22 protein-coding genes are annotated in these 20,546 nt (G+C 64.5%); 5 read left to right on the forward strand and 17 right to left on the reverse strand.

The features are described from left to right. Positions 1-15 precede the first annotated feature (15 nt). The 10 genes from ACQPXH_RS21110 to ACQPXH_RS21155 all read right to left on the reverse strand — a co-directional run bounded on the left by ACQPXH_RS21110 (position 16) and on the right by ACQPXH_RS21155 (position 10,659). A complete protein-coding gene (locus ACQPXH_RS21110) occupies positions 16-1,524 on the reverse strand; it encodes an aldehyde dehydrogenase family protein (protein ID WP_433598263.1) in 1,509 nt (502 codons plus the stop codon). Between the two features lie 437 nt (positions 1,525-1,961). Beyond that, positions 1,962-2,687, reverse strand: coding sequence for a hypothetical protein (locus tag ACQPXH_RS21115; RefSeq protein WP_433598264.1), 726 nt, complete (start codon positions 2,685-2,687; stop codon positions 1,962-1,964). Positions 2,688-2,756: 69 nt separating this feature from the next. Beyond that, a complete protein-coding gene (locus ACQPXH_RS21120; protein ID WP_433598265.1) occupies positions 2,757-3,716 on the reverse strand; it encodes an MlaD family protein in 960 nt (319 codons plus the stop codon). Further along, positions 3,713-4,714 carry an MlaD family protein gene (locus ACQPXH_RS21125; protein ID WP_433598266.1) on the reverse strand — a complete coding sequence of 334 codons (1,002 nt, stop codon included), beginning with the start codon at positions 4,712-4,714 and terminating at the stop codon, positions 3,713-3,715. The genes ACQPXH_RS21120 and ACQPXH_RS21125 overlap by 4 nt, the downstream gene beginning before the upstream one ends. Next, on the reverse strand, positions 4,711-5,757 hold the full coding sequence (locus tag ACQPXH_RS21130) for an MlaD family protein (RefSeq protein WP_433598267.1): 1,047 nt from the start codon (positions 5,755-5,757) through the stop codon (positions 4,711-4,713). The genes ACQPXH_RS21125 and ACQPXH_RS21130 overlap by 4 nt, the downstream gene beginning before the upstream one ends. A 1-nt stretch (position 5,758) precedes the next feature. Beyond that, positions 5,759-6,790: an MCE family protein gene (locus ACQPXH_RS21135; protein WP_433598268.1), complete on the reverse strand. Its 1,032-nt coding sequence runs from the start codon at positions 6,788-6,790 to the stop codon at positions 5,759-5,761. Continuing rightward, positions 6,775-7,791 (reverse strand): MlaD family protein, encoded by a 1,017-nt coding sequence (locus ACQPXH_RS21140; RefSeq protein WP_433598269.1) that lies wholly within the window; start codon positions 7,789-7,791, stop codon positions 6,775-6,777. Before ACQPXH_RS21140 ends, ACQPXH_RS21135 begins: the two co-directional genes overlap by 16 nt. Continuing rightward, positions 7,788-8,879: an Mce family protein gene (locus ACQPXH_RS21145; RefSeq protein ID WP_433598270.1), complete on the reverse strand. Its 1,092-nt coding sequence runs from the start codon at positions 8,877-8,879 to the stop codon at positions 7,788-7,790. The genes ACQPXH_RS21140 and ACQPXH_RS21145 overlap by 4 nt, the downstream gene beginning before the upstream one ends. Before the next feature lie 2 nt (positions 8,880-8,881). Then, entirely contained in the window at positions 8,882-9,715 is an 834-nt protein-coding gene (locus tag ACQPXH_RS21150; protein WP_433603525.1) for an MlaE family ABC transporter permease, read from the reverse strand. Between the two features lie 44 nt (positions 9,716-9,759). Then, a complete protein-coding gene (locus ACQPXH_RS21155; RefSeq protein ID WP_433598271.1) occupies positions 9,760-10,659 on the reverse strand; it encodes an ABC transporter permease in 900 nt (299 codons plus the stop codon). Between the two features lie 782 nt (positions 10,660-11,441). Here ACQPXH_RS21155 and ACQPXH_RS21160 point away from each other — a divergent pair. The 3 genes from ACQPXH_RS21160 (at position 11,442) to ACQPXH_RS21170 (ending at position 13,441) form a co-directional block, all read left to right on the forward strand. Continuing rightward, positions 11,442-12,191 carry a GntR family transcriptional regulator gene (locus tag ACQPXH_RS21160; protein ID WP_433598272.1) on the forward strand — a complete coding sequence of 250 codons (750 nt, stop codon included), beginning with the start codon at positions 11,442-11,444 and terminating at the stop codon, positions 12,189-12,191. A gap of 16 nt (positions 12,192-12,207) precedes the next feature. Then, entirely contained in the window at positions 12,208-13,155 is a 948-nt protein-coding gene (meaB, locus tag ACQPXH_RS21165) for a methylmalonyl Co-A mutase-associated GTPase MeaB (RefSeq protein ID WP_433598273.1), read from the forward strand. A 97-nt stretch (positions 13,156-13,252) separates the two neighbouring features. After that, positions 13,253-13,441 (forward strand): limonene-1,2-epoxide hydrolase family protein, encoded by a 189-nt coding sequence (locus tag ACQPXH_RS21170; RefSeq protein WP_433598274.1) that lies wholly within the window; start codon positions 13,253-13,255, stop codon positions 13,439-13,441. A 50-nt stretch (positions 13,442-13,491) separates the two neighbouring features. On the opposite strand, the gene ACQPXH_RS21175 is transcribed toward ACQPXH_RS21170, so the two are convergent. From ACQPXH_RS21175 to ACQPXH_RS21185, 3 genes are read right to left on the reverse strand one after another with little or no spacing between them, the layout of a single operon-like run. Further along, positions 13,492-13,917 carry a nuclear transport factor 2 family protein gene (locus tag ACQPXH_RS21175; RefSeq protein ID WP_433598275.1) on the reverse strand — a complete coding sequence of 142 codons (426 nt, stop codon included), beginning with the start codon at positions 13,915-13,917 and terminating at the stop codon, positions 13,492-13,494. Next, positions 13,917-14,216, reverse strand: coding sequence for an AtuA-related protein (locus ACQPXH_RS21180; RefSeq protein WP_433598276.1), 300 nt, complete (start codon positions 14,214-14,216; stop codon positions 13,917-13,919). The genes ACQPXH_RS21175 and ACQPXH_RS21180 overlap by 1 nt, the downstream gene beginning before the upstream one ends. Continuing rightward, on the reverse strand, positions 14,213-15,574 hold the full coding sequence (locus tag ACQPXH_RS21185; RefSeq protein ID WP_433598277.1) for an acyclic terpene utilization AtuA family protein: 1,362 nt from the start codon (positions 15,572-15,574) through the stop codon (positions 14,213-14,215). Before ACQPXH_RS21185 ends, ACQPXH_RS21180 begins: the two co-directional genes overlap by 4 nt. 280 nt (positions 15,575-15,854) lie before the next feature. On the opposite strand from ACQPXH_RS21185, the gene ACQPXH_RS21190 reads away from it, so the two are divergent. Both ACQPXH_RS21190 and ACQPXH_RS21195 read left to right on the forward strand, forming a co-directional pair. Beyond that, the gene (locus tag ACQPXH_RS21190; protein ID WP_433598278.1) at positions 15,855-16,073 is read left to right on the forward strand and encodes a ferredoxin; all 219 of its coding nucleotides are present in this window, start codon (positions 15,855-15,857) and stop codon (positions 16,071-16,073) included. Continuing rightward, positions 16,074-17,285, forward strand: coding sequence for a cytochrome P450 (locus tag ACQPXH_RS21195; protein ID WP_433598279.1), 1,212 nt, complete (start codon positions 16,074-16,076; stop codon positions 17,283-17,285). 102 nt (positions 17,286-17,387) lie between these two features. Here ACQPXH_RS21195 and ACQPXH_RS21200 read toward each other — a convergent pair whose 3' ends face one another. The 4 genes from ACQPXH_RS21200 to ACQPXH_RS21215 all read right to left on the reverse strand — a co-directional run bounded on the left by ACQPXH_RS21200 (position 17,388) and on the right by ACQPXH_RS21215 (position 20,420). Further along, complete coding sequence (locus ACQPXH_RS21200) at positions 17,388-17,591, reverse strand: hypothetical protein (RefSeq protein ID WP_433598280.1); 204 nt, start codon at positions 17,589-17,591, stop codon at positions 17,388-17,390. 111 nt (positions 17,592-17,702) lie between these two features. Further along, the gene (locus ACQPXH_RS21205; protein WP_433598281.1) at positions 17,703-18,464 is read right to left on the reverse strand and encodes an SDR family NAD(P)-dependent oxidoreductase; all 762 of its coding nucleotides are present in this window, start codon (positions 18,462-18,464) and stop codon (positions 17,703-17,705) included. 169 nt (positions 18,465-18,633) lie between these two features. Then, positions 18,634-19,365 carry a nitroreductase family protein gene (locus ACQPXH_RS21210; RefSeq protein ID WP_433598282.1) on the reverse strand — a complete coding sequence of 244 codons (732 nt, stop codon included), beginning with the start codon at positions 19,363-19,365 and terminating at the stop codon, positions 18,634-18,636. Then, positions 19,365-20,420, reverse strand: coding sequence for a phosphotransferase family protein (locus tag ACQPXH_RS21215; RefSeq protein WP_433598283.1), 1,056 nt, complete (start codon positions 20,418-20,420; stop codon positions 19,365-19,367). The genes ACQPXH_RS21210 and ACQPXH_RS21215 overlap by 1 nt, the downstream gene beginning before the upstream one ends. Positions 20,421-20,546 lie beyond the last annotated feature (126 nt).

Here is a 20,546-nt window from a genome sequence, read left to right on the forward strand (position 1 = left end):
CTGTTTCTTTCGTGCTCATGCCTTCGACGGCAACCGGCGCCGCGCTACCTTCGCCGATCTGGCGAGCATGCCGTCGATCAATGCGCCGGTCCGGCGCCCGAGAGGAGGTGTCACGAAGGCGCCCATGGATGCCGGAAGGCTGCTCGTCACGGTCGCCCGTGTGTGGGTGAAGGTCTCGAATCCTCGCTTGCCGTGGTAAGCGCCAGATCCGCTGTGCCCGACTCCCCCGAAGGGCAGCAACGGAATTCCGGCATGCAAGGCGATGTCGTTCACCGTCATCCCCCCATAGCGGACACGCTGAGTGAACGTCCGGAAGGCGGCATTCCTGGGTCCGAACCAATACGCGGCCAACGGTGAATGCCGTTGCGCCACATACTCGATAACCTCATCGATCGACCGATAGGGTCGGACCATCAGGATCGGCCCGAAAATCTCCTCGTCGGCGATCCGCATACTGTCGTCGAAATCGGTCACGATGACCGGCGCGATCCTGCGGACGGCGGCATCGGGCTGTTCCCCGGGCAGTGATTCGTGCACGGTGGCACCACCCGCGCGAGCGCCTTCGATGAGATCCACCAGCCGACCGAAATTGGCGTCGTTGACCACCGACACGTGACCGCCATCGGCAGTCGCGATCGCGCGAGCGCGCCCAAGAGCGACATCGATGAACTTCGCGGTTGAATCCGCAGGAACGAACACCAATTCCGGACACAAGCACACCTGCCCACCGTTCATCAGGCGTCCGGCCATGATGCGCTCGGCCGCACGAGTCACGTCCGCGCCGGGATCGACGACCACCGGGTTCTTACCCCCGAGCTCGAGGGTCACCGGGACAAGATTCCGCCCGGCGGACTCCGCGACCAAGGCACCGACTTTCGGGGAGCCGGTGAAGAAGAGGTGATCGAAAGGCAAGCTACTGAACGCCGCCCCGACGGCAGCCCCACCGCTCACAGCGACCATTTCCGTAGGGTCGAAATACTCGCCGACCTTCTCCACGAACAGCGCCGCCGTCCGGCTTGTGACCTCCGAGAACTTGATCATGACATTGTTCCCGCCGGCCAATGCCGCCGCGGCGGGCTCGACCACCAACCCCAGCGGGAAATTCCACGGCCCGATGATCCCGACAACACCCAGCGGAACCTGCTCGACCGTGCTGCCGACCCCGAACAACCGCGCACCACGCATCGGCTTGCGCGGACGCATCCACGCCGCGAGCCGCGACCGCGTCAGTTGAATGTCGCTGAGCATCCCGACAATGTCCGACAGTTTGCTGATCATGCCGGGCCGATACCCGAAGTCGTCGTTCAACGCTTCGCCGAACGCGTCGGCATTCTCGGTCAACAATAGGATCAGCCGATCGATGCGGTCGCGCCGTTCGCGCAGTGAGAGTCGATCGCGCGACAGGAATGCTTGTCGTTGAGCATCAAGCAGCTCACGCAGTCGTTCGGGGGTGGGCTCCAGAAGCTCATTGGAAATGGACGGCGCGGAGGCCTCCGGGCCGACGGGGTTACTGATGGCTGTCATATCCGCCTCGAGGTGGGAACGTGGGTGGAGCTGCGAACCTGCGACCGACACGATCCGCAGCAGTACAACTGGGGCACGATGTCGGTGACGAGCAGTCCACGTCGAACATCCCGCGTGCAGGGGTCCAGGAACCCAGCCGGAATGCACGACATCCACGGTCCCCGGCAAACGGTCGCAGCACACGCTGCAGCGCGCGAGACAGAGCATCTTTGCGACCCTCCCGCCTCGTTGCGGGGAGCCACATCGGTGCGACTCCGGCCACCACATGCTATTACCGACACAACGTGTCGGCAACCCCTTCTGCGAGCAGCGGCCTCGCATACCGCGCAGCAGCTCTGGACGGCCGGGAGTTCGCGTTCTCCGCAGACGCGACAAACAGTAGGTCTCGCACTGAGTGCATTCGCCTCGGTCTGTAACGCCGTGCGGACCTCCGCCTGTTACTTCGCCCCCAGGGCCGAATCTATTCCGGATATATCGGTGATGTCCCAATCGTGGTTGCTGTCGACGGTCAATCGATAGGTGGCCGTCGAATTGATCCCGTCGACCGCCTGGCTGTTCTTGGTGAGCACGTTGACGAAGCAATCGACGGAGTACGAACCGTTGTTCTCCGAGCGCACCTTCGCGGCGATCGGCTTCGCCGTCGAGGTCCATTGCAACGGCGAGATGATCTGCTCCATCGAGGTCGCCGCTCGAGTCAGCCGGTTGGACAGCTCCGGGCTGGTTCCCTTGGTCAATCGACCCCGCCACGCGCTGAGGTCGTGGAAATCCATTTCCGCTGCGCCCGTGGCATAGTCGAGCGCGATCTGCTCGGCATGCGCCCGGCCCGCGGCCTCCTGGTCGATCGTGGAAATATCGCTCGACTTGGCGTGGACCTGCCATCCGAGCACTGCCACCGCAACGGCCAGAACGATCACGACGGCAGAAATCACCAGGGTCTGGAGCTGGATCGAGGAGCCGGAGACGCTGCGTCCGCGCGCCACCACTGCGTCGATCCGCGCAGAACGCTTCTTCGCATCGGATCTACCTGCATCGGATTTGCTTGTGCCACCGACGGTTTCGACGGCCTCCTCGACTGCCGAATCCTTCTCGATGTCTTTGTCGTTGTCTTTTTCACTGTCGGCGTCTTTTTCACTGTCGGCGACCACCGACGACCGGGCTGTCATGTATCCAATTCCTCTTCCACGAATATCCGCCCCCGCCAACAGTTCTCGATCGAATCGTTCAGGTCGGCCTCACCTCCCGGGAGTCTTCACGCGAAGGGTGACGCTGTTACCCGAATCAACCGCCGCGAGCGCCTCGTCCAGCAATCGCCCGGTGTCGATCGTCTTCAGCGAGGCGGCCCCGGCCTGCGCGGCGGGCAGCAGGTCCACGCCCAGCGTGTGCAGATCGGTGGCGTTCTCATCGGTGAACTTCTGGATCTCCTGGACGAAGGGAACCACTCCGTCCCGGTTGGCTGGAACGATCGGCTCCGAGTACTTCGCGTCGACGAATCCGTCCCACAGGTCGCTCAAGCGTCTACCCAGCTGCGGCGCGTGGCGTCCGGCACCGACGAGATCGGGGGGGACCCAAGAGCTGTCCTGCAGCATCGGCTGGATGACGCTCAACAGCTTGGTGAAGGCGCCCGACTGCTTGGTGATCATCGAGGCCAGCAACTGACCTGCCCGATTCAGATTGCCCAGAACCTGCGCATCTTCCGGCAACGCGACATCCATCTCGTGGAGTATCTCCCCGACTCGATTCGGATCCACCTCCTCGAGAAGCCTGGTCAGCCGCGCGGAAAGCTCCTTGATCGTCGTCGGCACGATCACCTTGTCGGTATCGATCACCGAATGGTCAGCCAAATACGGGCCGGCCTCGCTCGACGGTATAACGGCGATGTAGGTCTCCCCCAACGCCGACAGATTGTCCACCCGATAGTTGCTATCCAGCGGCACGCGGTATTTCTTGTCGAAGTTCCACTCGATTTGAATCCTGCCGACAGACGAGACGACCTTCGACACATCACCGATGTGCACGCCGCGCAACAACACCGGAGATCCCACGACGACCCCGTTGGTGTCGGGCAACGACATGCTCACCGTATCCAGGTCCTGCAGAGCGCTCATCGGCATGCCGAGGTGGTGCATATACGCGAAGGATCCGCCGGAGATCAGGGCCATGCCCACAACCGATGCGACAGTGCGATTGATCATCTCACCGCTCCCAACATGCGCAGAACGTTCTCCATGTCCCCGACCAGCTCATCACCGTTGGCTGCCTGCACCGATTGAATATTCACCGACGGGTGCTGCGCGAACGGCAGAACCACGGTCCGCAGGAATGTCGCCATATTTCCGGCCGCGCTCGGGGCCGTATTCCACATGCCGCGACCGTCGTGTGTGGTCGCCGACAGCGAATTCAGCATCGGAACCATCCAGTTACCACCGACGAAGAGGCTGCCGATCGATGGAAGTCCCGATCCGATGTGGCCGTACAGGATATCGGCGGAATAGCGCCAGTAGCGCAGTGCCGAATCGTTCAGCAATATTCGATTCAGGGTCGGGGCGTTGCCCGCGACGGTGCTCGCGGTGCGATCGAGTCCTGCCAGCGTGCGGTCGATCTCGTCGGTGTTCTGCGACAGGTCGTGCAGGTCGCCGGTCATGACCGTGGACAGCTCGCGGATCTCGGTGACGGCCGGCATGACGGTATTCAGCCGGGACATCGTGTCCTCGATCTTCTGGATACTGCCTCCGTTGACGAAGTACGCGAGCACGGCCAGCGTGTCTTCCAACTGCGGAGGCGAAGTCGTATCGCTGACCGGGATCGTTCCGCCCGCTGGCAGGTACCGCGTATTGTCCGGGCCCGCAGAGCGATCCAATCCGATGTAGGTGTCTCCGAGAATGGTGTCCTGCCGGATCATGGCCTTCACGTTCGACGGAACACGCACCCCAGGCTGGAGGACAACCGTCACCGCGACATCCGACGTGCCGAGGTCCACCTTCTCGACCTTGCCGATCTGCAGGCCGTCCATCGTCACGTTCGCCCCGTCGGGCAGGTTCATCACACTCTCGAAGTGCAGCACGATGTCGGAGCCACCGGAACTGGACCGGAAGCTCGGAATGTCCTTGGGGCCCAAGGAACACGACGCAGTCACCGCACCACACAACAGGGCCGCGGCAACTCGCGGGACGAGTCGTTCGAAAGCTTTCATCGCTCTTCCTTCGCCGGCACGAGATCCAGCACGAGATCCAGCAAGGGCATCGTGGGCGCGGCGCCGGGGCCCGTCCGCACGGTCGGCTGCTGGTAGGTGACGGTCATGCCATTCGGATCGCGGGTCTGCTGCCCCATCGCCGCGGTGACCGACGGAATCGTCGACAGCAGTCCGGCGATGTCCTTGGAACGGGTAGCTGCCAGGTGGATGGCGTCGGTGACGTTGCCGTGCACGAACGGCCAGATCGAGTCGCCGTAACGACGTTGGACGTCGTAGAGGAGCTTGGAGACGTCGATCACCCCGTTGTCCATCGTGATGACGCCGGGTAGCAGGTCATAGGTCATCGCGTCCAACGTCGCGGGGGCCTGGTCGAGGATCGAGCGGATGGTGGACCAGCGCTGCAGCGCCTCTTCGCTCAGCGGCGCCATGTTCATGATCGTGGTGCCGATGTCTGCGACCAGCTGGTCCGGGCTGTCCATGGCTGATGCAGCATGCTGCATCAGCGCCTGCGCGTCCTGCCCGTTACCGTGCAATGCCGTGTCCAAACCGCCCAGCGCCCGCTCCAGGCCCTGGTTGCCGTTCTCCGGCGCTATGGCGTCGATGAAGTCCGCGGCCGACCCGGTGATCTGCGAAATGCTCTTCGGCGTGTAGCTGCTGCCGAGTGAAATACACTTGCCCGCAGTGAGTTCCGGCCCGGACTTGTAGTTGCCGACGAGTTCCACGCTGCGATCCGCGAGCAGCGATTTGGACCGGGTGACAGCCTTCACGTTCGCCGGATACTTGCGGCCCGCGTCGAGGGAGAATGTTACCTCGACGTGATCGCCCTTCGGGACGATGGCGGTCACCTGACCGACCTTGAAACCCATTTGCGTGACCGGGTTTCCGGTGTAGAGCCCGATCGAATCGGACATCTCCGCGCAGTACCCTGCACCGCCGCTCGGACGGCTGTCGTCGGAGGTGGATGCGTAGGCGACACCGTATGCCGCGACGACGACAACCGTGGATGCCGCGACGATTGCCGTCGTCTTGCGTTTCTTGATCATGTCAGCACGTCCGACCTGGAGTCGGAATACAGATGTTCGACGCGAGCACCGTACCGCCGCCGACTGCTTTGAACCCGTCCGGACCGAGCCACTGCTGCAACTGCGATTGCAGTGCTTTCATCTGGTCCAGCGCGGGCCCCAGCTGTTTCTGGAATGCGCCGATGGATTCCCGCGCCTTGGTGACCGCGGCATAGAGCTGGTCCTTGTGCTCGAGGTAGTAGTCCATGAACGGTTTGACGCGGTTGAGGATGTCACCGAGTTCGGTATAGGCCTCGTCGAATCCGGCCTTGGTGATGTTGTACCGGGAGATCACCAGCTCCGCCTGCCGCAGCAGCTCGAAGATGAAATCGCGGCTCTTGTTGAACGTCTCGGTGTATTCCGAGGCCATATCCATGATCGTGCGGACCTGGTCACGCTGGTGATCCATCACGGTCGCGATGCTGTCGAGCCCGTCGATCATGGACTTGATCGAGGGTGCATTGTGCTGCAGCGCATCGGCGACCTGATCGATGTTCGCCTTGATCGTGCCGCCGTCGACCTTTTCGGTCACGTGCGGCACCGATTGCAACAAGTCGGCGATCGAATAGGGAACGGTAACCCGCTCGGGCGGGATGACCGCGTCCTTGTCCAAGGGCGCGTTGCCGACCGGAACCACCGTGACGGCGTACCCGCCTACCGGCGTCAGCATCCGGACGTCGATCGTGGTATTCGAGCCGATGAAGACATCGCCTTTGATGTCCAGCTTCACGCGCACGGTGTCGGGCTCGATCGACAAACCGGAGACCTTGCCGACACTGATCCCGGCAACGCGGACCTCCTCTCCGGTGCTCAGCGAGGACGCGTCCGTGGTTTCGAAGGAAATCGTCTTGCGGCCCAACGGATGTAGATAGACCAGCGTTGCCCCGGCCAGCACCACGACCGCGACGACGACCACGCTCAGGCCCAGCAGCACCTCGTTGCCGCCGATCTTCCGAAGCGCGGAAACCACACCCGTGCGTGGCCGGGCCACCCGCTTACTCAGTGCGCGTTGCATACCGTGACCTCACTGCCGTTCAGAAGGATCTGCACGTCCGTTGGAAGCACCGCAATCCCATTGCTGCACTTCATCGCATTCGGATGCGCATTCACCGCGGGCAGTTGCAACCCGACGAAAGCGTTCGGCAACAAGCGAAGAGCGTCTGCGACCGCGGGGACCCCCGCGGGGAACGCAGCCTGGAGGAACTTGTCGACATCCAGCTCGGGATCGAGCCCCAGGTCGATCAGCATCCGGTCGATCGGCCGGGTGAACGCCGGCCCGAAGGCGTCCGTCTTGGTGAATTCGTCCAGGACCGACAGTGCCCGGCCCACCGGAATACTCATGGACCGCAGGAAATTCATGACGTCCGAAGACTTGCCGCCCATCGTCTGGGACATCCGGTTCAGGTTCGCGGTGAGGATCGAAATGACCTGCTCGCGGTTGTGCGCGTAGTCCCCCAGCTTCTGCACGCTGTCCATGATCGGCGCGAGGCCGTTGCCGTCGCCCTGCAGCATGGAGATGACGTTCTGGGTGAACGTGTTCACCTCGTCCGTGCTCATCGTATTCAGCACGGGCTGAAGGCCGTTGAACAACTGAGTGATGTCGAACGACGGCTTGGTCATCGCGGTCGTCAGATGATCGGTCGGTTTACCGGGGCCGTTCGGCTCGCTCATATCGAGATACCGGATGCCGGTGAGGTTTTGATATTTGACCGCGAGGACGGAGTGATCGGTGAGCAGATACGGCTTCTTCAAGGTCAAGCGGACCTTCGCGATACTCTGCCCGGACTGGTGGACCAGGTCGATGGATTCGACCTTGCCGATGAGCACGCCTTTGGTCCGCACGTCGCCGTCGACGTGCAGGCCCGAAACATCGGTGAAATCGGCTGTGTACATTGCGGTCGCGTCCGAGACCGGATTGCGGATGGCGTTGATCGTGATGGTGAACAGCAGCACTGTGATGACCGCGGCGATGGTCAGCTGAACCACTCTGATGAGGGTGCGGGTGGACTGTTTCATCGCGGCGCTCCGGGCTGCGGCGCGTACGGTACACCGATGAGCGTCATCGGCGTGGTGAACGACGGCAGATCGTCGAGCACCACCCGCATATTCAGCGTCTTCGATCCCTCGGGGCCGGAATACGCCTTGCCGTATCGGTCGACGAGCTGGGACAGTTTGGACGCCGCGGCGCCGCCGTCGAGCAGGTTCGGCACCGCACTGGTCAGCGCCGTCACCATCTGTGTCGCCGGGGTGAGCTCACCCATGTGGCTTTCCAGCAATTTACCAGCGGCCGAGAACAATCCGCCCAGGACCAGGTCCAGGCCCTCATTCATATCGGCCCACCAGACCTTCTCGTCGTCGAGCGAGCCCTGCTGCGACTTCTTCTGCGAATCGTTGTCGTACATGTTGTAGAGCGCGTCGATGGCCTGCTGACTGAACCCGGGCAGCACGGTCAGGGTCCGATTCAGGTCTGCGAGAAGGACACTCGGCATTGCCTGCTGCGTCTGCGACATGCGATCGGCGACCACGATGCCGGTCTGGATCATCGGTGTCAGACCGTCGGTGTAGCGAATGACCTTGTCGAGGGTTGCGATCATCGATTGGGTCAACGTTCCGTTGACCACGAGCGAGCCCTTCTCGATCATTGTCGACATCGTGAAATCACCCGAAGGCATCCGGTCCAGAACCTGTCCGGACTGCAGGGGGTCACCAGTCGGCTTGCCCACAAGATTCACTGCCGAGACACCGAAATAGTTCTCCGGGCGGAAGTCCAGATCGAATGCGTCGGTCAGACCCTGGATTTCACCCGGCTGCAACGACAGGCTCATTCGCACCGAGTCGTCCTGGTGCCGGGTCAGGCCCTTGACCTCACCGACTTCCGCACCGCGCAGGATGACTTTCGTACCGGTATGGATGCCCGGCGCGACGGCGGGGACGTCGACGGCCAGATCCAGTGTGTCCGCGGTCTCGAGCCGCGGATACACCCAGAGGTACGCGACGAGGACGAGGGCTACCACCACGATGACGCCGGCCGCGGTGAGATTCAGAACCAGCGTTTGGCGCTCGCCCGTGCCTCGAAGGAAGTCCTGATTTCTGAACTTGCTCATTCCTATCCTTTGAAGATCAGGGTCGGGCTCAAACCCCAAAGAGCCACTGTCATCACGAAATTGATCACAACGAGCACGACAAGACTTGCGCGAATAGCGCGCCCCGACGCGGCGCCGACGCCGGCTGGTCCGCCCGAGGCGAAGTACCCGTAGTAGCAATGAATGAGCGTTACCGCCGAACAGAACACCAGTACCTTGATGATCGACGCGATCAGGTCCGAGGGGCTCAGAAACATTCGGAAGTAGTGATCGTAGGTGCCGGCTGGCTGGGAGAAGAAGGTCTTCACCACGATGCTGCCGGTGACGAAACTGACCACCAGGGCCATCAGATATCCGGGCAGCACGACCAGCATGCCGCCGATCAGCCGCGTCCCGACCACGAACGGAATCGCTTGCAGGCCCATGGATTCGGTGGCGTCGATCTCCTCGGAGATACGCATCGCGCCGATCTCCGCGGTCATCCGGCAGCCCGCCTGCGCGGCGAATCCGACGCCGGTGATGATCGGCGCGATGACGCGCAGGTTGCCGAATGATCCGATGATGCCGCTCATCGCACCGAAGCCGAGCAGATTCAACGCGGTGAACGATTCGATCGCGACCACCGCGCCGACCGCGATGCCCAGGAAGAACATCAGGCTGACCACGCCTCCGTCGACGATCAGAGATCCACTGCCCCAAGCCATCTGGTTCATGGTCTTGACCGTCGCCTTGCGATAGCGCCGCACGGTCTTCGGGAGCAGGTACAACACCTTGCCGCTGAATACGAAAATCTGCCCGATCTCGGCGAGCACATCGGAAAGTCCGCGCCCGATCGACCGCGCAGGACGAACGAGCACCGATTTCGCGGAAGCTGAGAACACGCTCGACAATCCGTTCATGATCACGCCAGATGCGTCGGGAAGAACATCTGCTGAAGCTGGCTGACCAACAGGTTGGTCATGAAAATGCAGAAAACGCTGAGTACCACCGAAGCGTTGACCGCGTCGGCCACCCCTTTGGGTCCGCCCTTGGCTTCCAGACCGCGCAGGCTTGCGATCAGCACGACGATCGCGGCGAACAGCAATGCCTTCACCACCGCGAACACCACATCCGTCGGCGTCGCGAAGGCACCGAACGTCTGCCAGAAGCTGCCTGGGACAACGTGACTGACCCTCGTAGAGATGACCAGACCCGCGGACACACCGGCGGCGATGATGACCGCGCACAGCACGGGCGCGATTGCGATCATCGCCAGGAACCGCGGCATCACCAATCGCTCCACCGGGTCCACGCCCATGACGCGCATCGCGTCGATCTCCTCGCGAATCGAGCGCGCCCCCAGATCCGAGGCGATCGCCGAGGCGGCGGCACCACTCATCAGCATCCCCGCGGCCATCGGCGCACCCTGTCCGACAACGCCCAGCCCGCTCGCAGCCCCGGCCAGAGAATTCGCTCCGACCTGATTCATAATCCCGCCGACCTCGACCGCGACCTCGGCACCGATCGGAATGGCCATCAACAGGGCCGGCAGTGCGGTGACCTTGAGCAAATTCCATGTCTGGTCGAGGATTTCGTACAGCGGCAGCCGGAACCGCACGCCATCGACGACCACGTATCGGACTACATCGGCGGTGAGTTCGGCCGACCTACCGATGGTTGCCAGCGAACGAACCGGAGCCTCGCGTAGATACGTCAGATAACGCGAGCCGCCGCCCCGACGGGCTCCTTCTGGCTCGGCGGTCAGCGATGTGTCGAGCTCGGGCGGCGATTGGCCGGCGACCGACGGCAACGTTGCAGTCATCGAACGCTATCCCTTTCCACGCACTCATCAGGCGGTCGCGACCAACCAGCCAGCAGGACATCTGTGACCTAACACACATCACAAGACGTGGTGTGACTGTAACCACGCCAGTGCACTTAGTCAACTAGGTGAGTTATGCGGAGGCCGCCGTGAAATCGGCAGGCAGCAAAGCCTGGGCAAGTCGAGAAAACGCCGTGAACTGGCCTTACTCGCTAGGCGAGGAGAATGTTCGGCATCGATTGAATGATCAGGCACAGCCGATCACACGTGCTCGAACTGAAAAATGGAGGCTATATTAACTAGAAAAGTAAGATAAATTCTTCACTCTCGGGCATCCCGATACCCCGATGCGTACATAGCACCAGACAAGCCCGCCACCGCTACGGACAGTCACACCCCGTTTGCCGCAAGCAACTGGCATGCGCCGGCGTGATCAGCATCTGGATGGCGGTGCGAATCTGCGGGTTGGGTTGAACCAGAAGTTCCAGAGGCGGCGCATGCCACCGGAGGCCAGAACACGATCTGCCAGCAGGTCGGTACCGGGCAGCTTGCCCGCGACCAGCTCGGCCGACGAGGTGGTAGCGCGATCGGATGCTACGACCTGCAACGCTGGGGCCTCACCAGCTGATCGCGCAGCGGCCGGGCGCTCGCGACACGCCCGGCCGTCGCATCGAGACTCGAATCACAGAGTGGCGCAGCATACAGCACTGTCGGGTTCGCTGAAACTGCACGTGAACCAAGATCTGGTATCCTGTATACAGAAACCAGTTCAAGGAGGCGCAGTGCCGGACCCCGCAACCGACCTTCCGGCCGGCCTGGTGGCCAGGCCGCAGACCCGCCTTGCCGATGAGGTCGCGCACGTGCTGCGTGATCTCATCCTGCGTGGCCAGCTGGCGCCGGGGACTCCCCTGCTCCAGATCCAGCTGGCGGAGCGCCTGGGGGTGAGCCGAACTCCGCTGCGGGAGGCGTTCCGCATTCTCGAGCGGGACGGCCTACTGCGAATCTCCAACGGGAACAAGACCGTTGAGGTCATCGAGCTCGACGGCCAGCACCTGATCGACACCTACCAGATCCGTGAGGTCGTCGACGGGCTCGCCGCTCGACTCGCCGCGGCTCGCAAGCTCCCCGAAGACATCACGCAACGGCTCGAGCGCTGCATCAGTCGCATGGAGACAGCCAGCGGGCCGAAGCTGGACGCTGCGGAGTACGGAGAGGCTCATGCCGACTTCCACCTATCGATCCTCGACGCGTCCGGCAATTCGCGCATGTTCGAATTCGCACCGCTGGTGCGGCTTTCGTCGCACATGCTGCTCACCCGTTATCTGCAACAGCACCTGGGCTCCGAACTGGAGGACACGCTGCGGCACGTGATCTGCCTGGGCAACGACAACCATCGCGACATCTTCACCGCGATCCGCAACGGCGACACCAAGACCGCGGAAACCGCTGCGACACGGCACATTCGCAAGACCATGGAGTTCGTCGCACGAGTCTCCGGCGACGAAGTCTCCGGGCGCTTGCAGTCGGCCTGAAACGTTAGGGCGCTTCATGTCCGACCTCGTACAACGATTCGTCGCCGGTGACCCGCGCGCACTGGCACGCGCTATCAGTCTCATCGAACGGCAGAGCCCGGAGGCGAGCGAAGTACTCGCCGCGCTGCGTTCGGTCACCAGGCCGCAACCGCGGCGGGTCGGACTGACCGGGGCGCCGGGCGCCGGAAAGTCGACCCTGCTGGCGGCGATGATCAGCTCGATGCGCAAGCAGGACCGGACCGTCGGCGTATTGGCCGTGGATCCGAGTTCGCCGTTTTCCGGTGGCGCCCTGCTGGGCGACCGCCTGCGCATGCACCAGCACACGCTCGATCCCGGAGTCTTCATCCGCAGTATGGGCGCGCGGGGGCAGTTGGGCGGTCTGGCCCCCGGGGCGGCGGAGGTCGCGTGGGCCATGGGCGCGCACGGCTTCGACGAGATCATGATCGAGACCGTGGGCACGGGTCAGTCCGAATTGGACCTGTCGTCGCTGGCGGACACCACTGTTCTTGTGCTCAACCCGAATTCGGGTGACGACATCCAGCTCGAGAAGGCGGGCATCCACGAGGTCGCCGACATCTATGTCGTGAACAAGGCCGATCTGCCCGGCGCACAACGCCTGGTCCGCGACCTGCACAAGATGCTCCATCTGGGAACCCGCACCGTGTGGCAGCCCAAAGTGGTGCCGACAGTGGCCAACGCTGACGACGGCTCGGTGGACAAGCTGTGGGACGCGGTGGCCGAACACCGCGCATTCCTCGACCGAGACCCCGAGGGCCGCAAGGTGGACGCCCGCAAGCTCCGTCAGGCCGCGGCCGAACTCGTCGCGGCACGCGTACACGCCTGGGCGCTCACGGAATACGACCGCGACCCCGCCTATACCGAGCTGGCCGCCCGAGGCGCACCGCACGTCGCCGCCGAGCGCCTGCTGGCACAGTATGGATCGTCGGATGCGAGGACCCGCTGATCCGGAACGTTCGACAGTCCGCAGGGGTAGCCTCCGCGCTTGCCGTCGAGTACCCCGAACTCGTTTCAGAACTGGCCACCACGTCGCGCTCGACACGATGACCTCCGGGGACACGGTGACGCACGAGCGGGTGGACCACTTCACCATGCGGGGCACCGAGATCTCGGTGCCGTGCGCGGCGGTCTTCGTCGTGCGTGAGGACCGAATTGCCCTGTGGCGGGACTACTTCGACATGAACACGGTAATCAAGCAGATGACCGCCGTGGGGGTGGGCGCGCACGCTTGACCCGATCGGCAGTTTCCGCCGGAATCCCTGAGCGGGAACTGCCTTCGCGGTCAGCTCTTCAGAGCCGTACTCCCGATACGGCTTTCGAATCGCCATCCTTCGGGTGTGCGGCGGTAGGAGTCCGCGTACGAGCCGACGAAGCTCGGCGGTCCCAGCGGCGCCGGTCCCTCGCCGGTCCACACCACGCGGTAGAAGGTCAGGTAGACCAGTCCCGTCGCATGATCGGCGTCCTGGACCTCCACCGCGATGTTGGTCATCACGTGCCGGGAGACGACATCGGTTTGGCCCTGCCGCTTTTCGAAGAAGGCGCGGATCTGCTCGATGCCCTCGAAACGGCCCGCGGACAATTCGCAAACTCCGTCATCGGTGAACAGTTCCGCCACCTTCGCGGCCTGACCGAAGTCCACGAGGCGTCCGTAGTCGACGCTGAGCTGGGTGCAATCGCGTTCGATCAGCAAGCGCTCGATGCTGTCCATCAGATATCGATGTCCAGCATCAGCGAGGCATAGCTCTTCCCGGTGCCGTCGACGCGCAGCGACCGCGAGTTACCGCCCGCCAGCGCCGCGGTGAGCACGAAGTTCAGGCCGTGCAGATTCGGCAGTTCGTACCTGGTCACGGTGCCCTTGATGATCGGGCCGAACTTGGCGGCGACGACGTCGGCGGTGATCTTCTCCCGCAGCAGCGGCCAGTCGGCTTCGTCGTGTGGATACAGACAGACGTTGGCGAGATCGGTCTTGTCGCCCTCCCGGGCGTATGCGATATCGCGAAGTTTCATGATTGGAGAACCTCCACATGCAGTGGGACGTCGGAACGGTCGAGTAGCGCGGGAGTTACGCCGATGGCCCGCACGAGCGCCATCGCGCCGCGACCACCGCCGGCTGCGGGGCCGGAGATCGGGATGTAGTCGCCCTCGTCGAAGATCGTCTGGGCAGCCGCCTTGGAGGCCGTCCTGGCCGCGACGCGCATCCGGACCTCGGCCGGGTAGCCACGGCTGATCGCGTCGCCGAACAGGGAGGTCATCCCGACCAGGTCGGAGTGCCACTCCAGGATCTCCGAGCCGAGAGCCGTCCTGGCGCGCGCCTCGAGCAGCTCCGCCGCGAACTGCGCGCGTTCGACGCAGCTGGGGCCGCCGTAGGACATTTCGACGGTAACCTTCCAGCCCAGGTCGAGTCCGACGAGCACCTTCAGCGTGTCCGGGCGCGCCCGGCCGGACGCGCCGACGACCTCGACCCGGTCCGGGCCGACCTGACGCACCGCGACCTGGCTGAAGTCGGCCGTCACGTCAGGCGTCAAATACGAAGCCGGATCACTGATTTCGTAGCCGATCTGCAGGCGCACGGTCTTGGTGCTGACCAGACCTCCGGTGCCCGGGGTCTTGCTGACCACGATGCGGTCGCCGTCGACCTCGGCCCACGGGAACCCGATCTCCATCATGTCGGGCACCAGGTTGAACGGCGGGTCGGTGAAGTTCCCGCCGGACACGTGCGGCCCGCATTCGAGCAGGTGTCCGGCGAGCGTGGCCAGGCCCACCTTCTCCCAGTCGTCCAGTTGCCAGTTGTTGCGGAAGCAGATCGGGCCGACATACGGCGAGGGATCGGCCAGCCGGCCACCGAGAATGAACGTGGCGCCCTGCTCCAGCGCCTCGACGATCGGCTCCGCGCCGATGTAGGCGTTGGCGGAGACGATCCGCTCGCTCATCTCGGAGATCTTGCAGCCGTGCTCGGGCAGGTACACATCCTGCTTCAGCACCTGCTCCATGACGTCGTCGCCGGTGATCACGGCGACCTTCACGCCGGTCACGTCCGCCTCGCGCAAACCGTCGACGACCGCGGCGCCGGCGCCCTCGGGGTTGGCGGCGCCGAAGTTGCCCACCATCGTCCCGCCGGACGCGACGAACGGCGCGAATTCCCGGACGATCTTGGGCAGCCGGACGTCGAACCCGACCGCCGGGGTCTCCAGCCGCTGTATGTACCCGGCGTTCGGGTCCTCCAGCTTGCGCAGCTGGTTCAACGCCATCGACCGCTCGGCCAGGCAATCGAACGCCATATGGTCTACGACTCCGGAGTTGGCAAGCCGCACCGGCCAATCGAGACGATCACGTTCGAAGGCGCTACCACAACCGATCCGGATCACTGGCGGCCTCCGATCGGCTCGAACGATATCGGTGGCTTCGGTGGCTTCGACATACGGGATATCCTTTCGCGCGGAAGCGGCTCGCCCGATCTGCGGTCTTCAGGCCCACCGACGCCACTCGCGCGCTCCCCCGGAGGTATCTCGAAGCTCCGTTGACCGGTGCTGATGTTGACCTTACCATGTTCCTGGATGCAGGATACTGGTATTCGAACGGGTCGTCGATCCGGACAACCCCCGAACCCCTCGGACGGAGTTCGGCAGACAGGAAGGACAAGGCGTGGTGGCCGAACAGAATGGCGTCAAGGTCGTCGTCGACCGGGACAAGTGCATGGGCCATGCGATTTGCGCGCAGGTCGCGCCGGACCTGATGGATCTCGACGATCTGGGTTACAACATCACCGAGGACCTCGAGCTGCCCGCGGACCAGGCCGTACAGGCTCACCGCGCCGCGGATTCGTGTCCGGAGGGCGCGATCAGAATCCTCCAGGTGGGTGAGTAGATGAGCGCGCCTGCCGAGGGATCGGCCTGCCCGGCCTGGCTGCCCACGCTCGACATCTGGACCGACACCGGCCTGCACGCCGACCCGTACCCGATGTTCGAGGAGCTGCGGGCGTGCCCGATGGGGCGCAGCGAGGCGCTCGGCGGTTACTGGGTCGCCTCCCGTTACGCGGATGTGCTGGCGGTTCTGCAGGATTCGAAGAGCTTCTCCAACGAGGTGCTGTTCGTGCCGCCGACCAAGGATCCGTCCGGTCGCCGGATTCCGATCGAACTCGATCCGCCCGAGCACGGGCCGTTCAAAGCGATGCTCGCGCAGTGGTTCTCCCCGCCGGCGGTGCGCAAGTGGGAGTCGCGTGCGCGCGAGCATTTTCGGTCGCTGCTGGCCGCGGTCGAGGGTCGCGACGAGGTCGAGTTCGTCTCGGCCGTCGCGGTGAGTTTCCCGTTCCTGGTGATGGGCGAGGTCTTCGGCCTGGACACCGAGACCGTCGACATGCTGCGGGAGTGGGACGAAGCGGGAATGCGCAAGGGCACCAACGACCTCGAGGCCCGGCGCACAGCCACCCGCTCCACTCGCGTCCGGATGCTGGAGTTCTTCGGTGATCTCGCCGAGCAGCGGTCGAAGGACAGCTCCGGACCGGCGTCGGGGATGATCGACGAACTGGTTCGCGCCGAGCTGGACGGCGAGCGCCTGAGCCGCGACGTCATCGCCAACATCTGCGTGACGATGTGGAACGCGGGCCTGCACACCACCTCGAACGTGTTGTCCAACAGTATGGTTCACCTCTCGGCGCGACCGGAGCTGCGCGACCGGCTGCGGGCCGAACCGGACATCGTCCCGGGCGCGGTCGAGGAGCTCATGCGGTACGAGTCGATCGTGTCGCAGGCCAGGGTTGTCGTGCGCGATGTGACGATCGGTGACCAGCGGATCTCCGCGGGCGATCACATCGTCACCCTGACCGGATCCGCCGGCCGGGACAGCGACGTGTACGACCAGCCGGATGTGATCGACTTCGACCGTACGAACAAGCGGCACTTGATGTTCGGCGCCGGTCTGCACCGCTGCATCGGCGCCCACGTCGCCCGGATGGAGTTGCAGATCGCCCTGTCCGAAATCCATGCCGCCTGGCCGAACTACCGTGCCGACCCGGCACGCCCGGCCCGCCGGCATACCGGACTCGAGCGCGGCACGGACGAACTCTGGCTGCTGCTCTAGAACCGCGGGGGAGAGTGTTCCGGCGATACCGGACACCCTCCCCCGGCCCTGATCACCAATGGCTCCGCGCATCTCGCAGGCCTGGAAACCACGTTGACCGGCTTACGAATTCACCGCGAGCTGGGCCGCGAGCAGACGCCGTGGATTGTCGTTCGCCAATCGCCGCAGCACCTCATCCGGCACGCCCGCACCGGCCGGCCGCTTCAGCCCGAACGCCAGTAGTTCGGGAGGCGGTGGCGCGCCGAGGATGCCTCCGTCCGAATTCAGAATCGTCTGGTCGGAGCCCGCGGTCTCCAGCAGGCGCATCGCATCGCGCAGTGGCTGCTCGCCGCCGCCCGCCGGTTCCCGGGACGCCGTGGCGGTAGCAATCGACAGCCCCCTCGCGCAGTACGGTGACGCGATGCCCGCCCGGCGAACTCATCCCGCCACCTGTCCCCCGTCGATCGGCACGGTGACACCGGTGATGTACCCCGCCGGACCGGAACACAGCCAGACCACCGTGTCGGCGACCTCCTGCACCGCTCCGACCCGGCCCAGCGGCACCGACTGGCGCAGAAGTTCTTCCAGTTCGGGCCGCTCGGTGATGGCACGCTGCACCATCTCGGTAGCGATCGGGCCGGGCGCGACGGCATTGACCCGGATGCCCGATTCCGCGAGCTCCATCGACGCCGTCTTGGTCAGGCTGACCAGCGCGGCCTTGGTCGCGGCATACCCGCCGGTCAGCGGAAAGCCGATCAGCCCGGTCGCCGAGGCGGTCAGCACGATCGACCCGCCGCGTCCCTGCGCGATCATCGCCTGGGCGGCGTGCTTGAGGCACAGCCAGGTGCCGGTCAGGTTCACCGAGACCAGCCGATCCCACGCCTGCTTGTCGACGTCGATGAGCCGGTTCTGCCCGATGCCGATCCCAGCGTTGGCATGCAGGATGTCCACCCCGCCGTAGGTCTGCACGGCCAGTTCGACGACCGCGGCGACCTGCTGCTCGTCCGAGATGTCACAGCCTATGGAAATCGCCTTCGCGCCCGCGCCGACGATCTCCTCGGCCACGGACTTCGCGTCGTCCCGGTCGGCCAGGACGACGCTGGCGCCCGCACGGGCCAGCGCCAGCGCGCTGCCCCGGCCGATGCCGTTGGCCGCGCCCGTGACAATGGCGACGCGACCGTCGAGGATCGAATCCGACATGCTCGGTTCTCCTTCGGATTGATCCGGTACGGGTACCGGAGAATTCGACGCGGTATCAACGGCGCTCGGTAGCAACCTGAATTCCGCGATCCTGGATCCATGAATCGTAGTCCTCGGCCTTATGCCGGTGATTGGCGATCTCGTCGTCCTCGGTCAGGATTCATTGCATTCACTCCTTCGAAGGTGGGCCGGCCGCGGTGTACGCGGCGCCCGGTGGATCCACGGCCCAGTCCGGCGCGTGCTCCCACCGGTCGGCGAAGACCAACTCGCCCAACGGGCGTCGGCGGACCGGACCGTGCCCGCCCGCCGGTTTGCCGAGCGTGATGGTTCCGGCGATCAGTACGTTGTCGGGGATGTCGAGAACCTGCCGCAGTTCCGGCTCGGCCAGGCGCTGGAAGCCGGTCATGACGCCCCCGTACCCCAGCGCGCGGGCCGCGAGCAACAGATTTTGACAGGCGGGATAGATCGAACCGCCCTCGGTCGGACGCGGTGAGCGGTAGCGCACCAGACAAGGCAGCACGATCACCGGAACCGACTCGAGGTGATCGACATACGCCTGCATCACCTCGGCCATCCGGCTCTTCGGCGAGCCCGCGGTAGTTCCGCTGCCCCGGTGGTACCCGTCGTGCTCCACCTTCGCGGCCCACAGGGTCCGGGCGCTGTCTCCGATGAGCCGGCGGGCCCGCAGTGCGTGCTGCCCGTCGGTCAGCACCAGGAACCGGAACGGCTGCCGGTTCGATCCGCTGGGGGCCCGGGTCGCGGCGAACAGGATGTCCCGCAACACATCCTGGGGAACCGGCTCGTCCCGATACCGCCGGATTGCCCGCGTGGTAGTGAGCCCGGCCAGGAGACCGACCGTGTCCTCGGGCAAATCCCTTGCTTCGTCACCGGATTCGCCCATCAGCCGAGTCCGGCGATCCGTGCCGCGCGGGCCAGCAGAGCCGGGACGCGTCGTTCGAACGTGGCGTGCGCCGGATCGTCGCTCTTGCCCGACTGATACCGGTACCAACTGCCCTCGATGATGCAGCTGAGCTTGAACAGCGCGAGCACCTGGTAGTAGTCGATCCGTTCGACAGGCAGCGGCGACACCTCCCGATAGCGTGCCAGCAACTCCAAACGGGTCGGATTGCCCGGCAACCGGCAGAACAGGCTGCGCTGGTCCCGGCCGTGCGCCTCCTCGCCCTCTTCCAGCCACAGCCCCAGTAGCCAGCCGATATCGATTAACGGATCACCGATCGTAGCCAGCTCCCAGTCCACGATCGCCGCGACGCGTCCCGGCCGATCCGGTGCGAACATCACGTTGGACCACGTGTAATCACCGTGGATCAGCCCGACCGGAGAGTGCGCCGGCCGATTGGCTCGCAACCAGTCGGCCAGCTCGTCCAGCCACGGAAGATCTCGGGTCCGGTACTTCGCCAGCTGGCTCAGCCAGCGGTCCACCTGGCGATCCAGAAAGCAATCCGGGCGGCCGAATCCCTCGAGTCCCACCGCCCGCCAATCAACGGCCGCCACACGCGCGAGCGCCTCGACGAGCCCGAAGGCGAGCTCGCGTCTGACCTCGACATCGTCGGTGAAGGGTTGCGGCAACGGGAGCGTCGGCGGGAAACCGGTCACGAACGACTGGATCAGGAACGGCGCGCCGATCACATCTGGGTCCTCGCACAGCGCCAGCGGCTGAGCGTGCGGCACGTCGGTATGTTCCAACGCCGACAACAGGCGAAATTCCCGTGCCATATCGTGCGCGCCGGCTGCGGCCCGCACTCGCGGCGGACGCCGCAGCAGCCACGTGTGGGAGCCGGTGCGCAGCCGGAACATCTCGTTCGAGTGGCCGGTGCTGACCCGGCCCACGACCAGATCATCCGCAACGGGCAACCGGCCGGTCAGCCAGCGCCGCAACGCCGCTATCGGCACGAAATCCGCTTCGGGCCGGACACCTTGTCCCGCTTCAGTATTCACGATTCACCACCCGCAGTTCGCACCAACCGTTCACCCACACAAGGACGCCAACCACAGGGCCCCGGCCGGACACGACCAGCAGCCGCCGCTGTTGAATCCCAGCCACGCTCACCCTGACCACATCGA

The organism is Nocardia sp. CA-135953, assembly GCF_050955735.1.
Lineage (GTDB): Bacteria > Actinomycetota > Actinomycetes > Mycobacteriales > Mycobacteriaceae > Nocardia.

What these genes read in the sequence shown, in the direction of transcription:
- ACQPXH_RS21205 (WP_433598281.1), bottom strand. Translation starts at nt 18,464, where the DNA reads ATGTCGGATTCGATCCTCGACGGTCGCGTCGCCATTGTCACGGGCGCG.
- ACQPXH_RS21125 (WP_433598266.1), bottom strand. Translation starts at nt 4,714, where the DNA reads ATGAAAGCTTTCGAACGACTCGTCCCGCGAGTTGCCGCGGCCCTGTTG.
- ACQPXH_RS21135 (WP_433598268.1), bottom strand. Translation starts at nt 6,790, where the DNA reads ATGCAACGCGCACTGAGTAAGCGGGTGGCCCGGCCACGCACGGGTGTG.
- ACQPXH_RS21130 (WP_433598267.1), bottom strand. Translation starts at nt 5,757, where the DNA reads ATGATCAAGAAACGCAAGACGACGGCAATCGTCGCGGCATCCACGGTT.
- ACQPXH_RS21210 (WP_433598282.1), bottom strand. Translation starts at nt 19,365, where the DNA reads ATGGGCGAATCCGGTGACGAAGCAAGGGATTTGCCCGAGGACACGGTC.
- ACQPXH_RS21120 (WP_433598265.1), bottom strand. Translation starts at nt 3,716, where the DNA reads ATGATCAATCGCACTGTCGCATCGGTTGTGGGCATGGCCCTGATCTCC.
- ACQPXH_RS21170 (WP_433598274.1), top strand. Translation starts at nt 13,253, where the DNA reads ATGACCTCCGGGGACACGGTGACGCACGAGCGGGTGGACCACTTCACC.
- ACQPXH_RS21155 (WP_433598271.1), bottom strand. Translation starts at nt 10,659, where the DNA reads ATGACTGCAACGTTGCCGTCGGTCGCCGGCCAATCGCCGCCCGAGCTC.
- ACQPXH_RS21145 (WP_433598270.1), bottom strand. Translation starts at nt 8,879, where the DNA reads ATGAGCAAGTTCAGAAATCAGGACTTCCTTCGAGGCACGGGCGAGCGC.
- ACQPXH_RS21175 (WP_433598275.1), bottom strand. Translation starts at nt 13,917, where the DNA reads ATGGACAGCATCGAGCGCTTGCTGATCGAACGCGATTGCACCCAGCTC.
- ACQPXH_RS21195 (WP_433598279.1), top strand. Translation starts at nt 16,074, where the DNA reads ATGAGCGCGCCTGCCGAGGGATCGGCCTGCCCGGCCTGGCTGCCCACG.
- ACQPXH_RS21200 (WP_433598280.1), bottom strand. Translation starts at nt 17,591, where the DNA reads ATGCGCCTGCTGGAGACCGCGGGCTCCGACCAGACGATTCTGAATTCG.
- meaB (WP_433598273.1), top strand. Translation starts at nt 12,208, where the DNA reads ATGTCCGACCTCGTACAACGATTCGTCGCCGGTGACCCGCGCGCACTG.
- ACQPXH_RS21115 (WP_433598264.1), bottom strand. Translation starts at nt 2,687, where the DNA reads ATGACAGCCCGGTCGTCGGTGGTCGCCGACAGTGAAAAAGACGCCGAC.
- ACQPXH_RS21180 (WP_433598276.1), bottom strand. Translation starts at nt 14,216, where the DNA reads ATGAAACTTCGCGATATCGCATACGCCCGGGAGGGCGACAAGACCGAT.
- ACQPXH_RS21140 (WP_433598269.1), bottom strand. Translation starts at nt 7,791, where the DNA reads ATGAAACAGTCCACCCGCACCCTCATCAGAGTGGTTCAGCTGACCATC.
- ACQPXH_RS21110 (WP_433598263.1), bottom strand. Translation starts at nt 1,524, where the DNA reads ATGACAGCCATCAGTAACCCCGTCGGCCCGGAGGCCTCCGCGCCGTCC.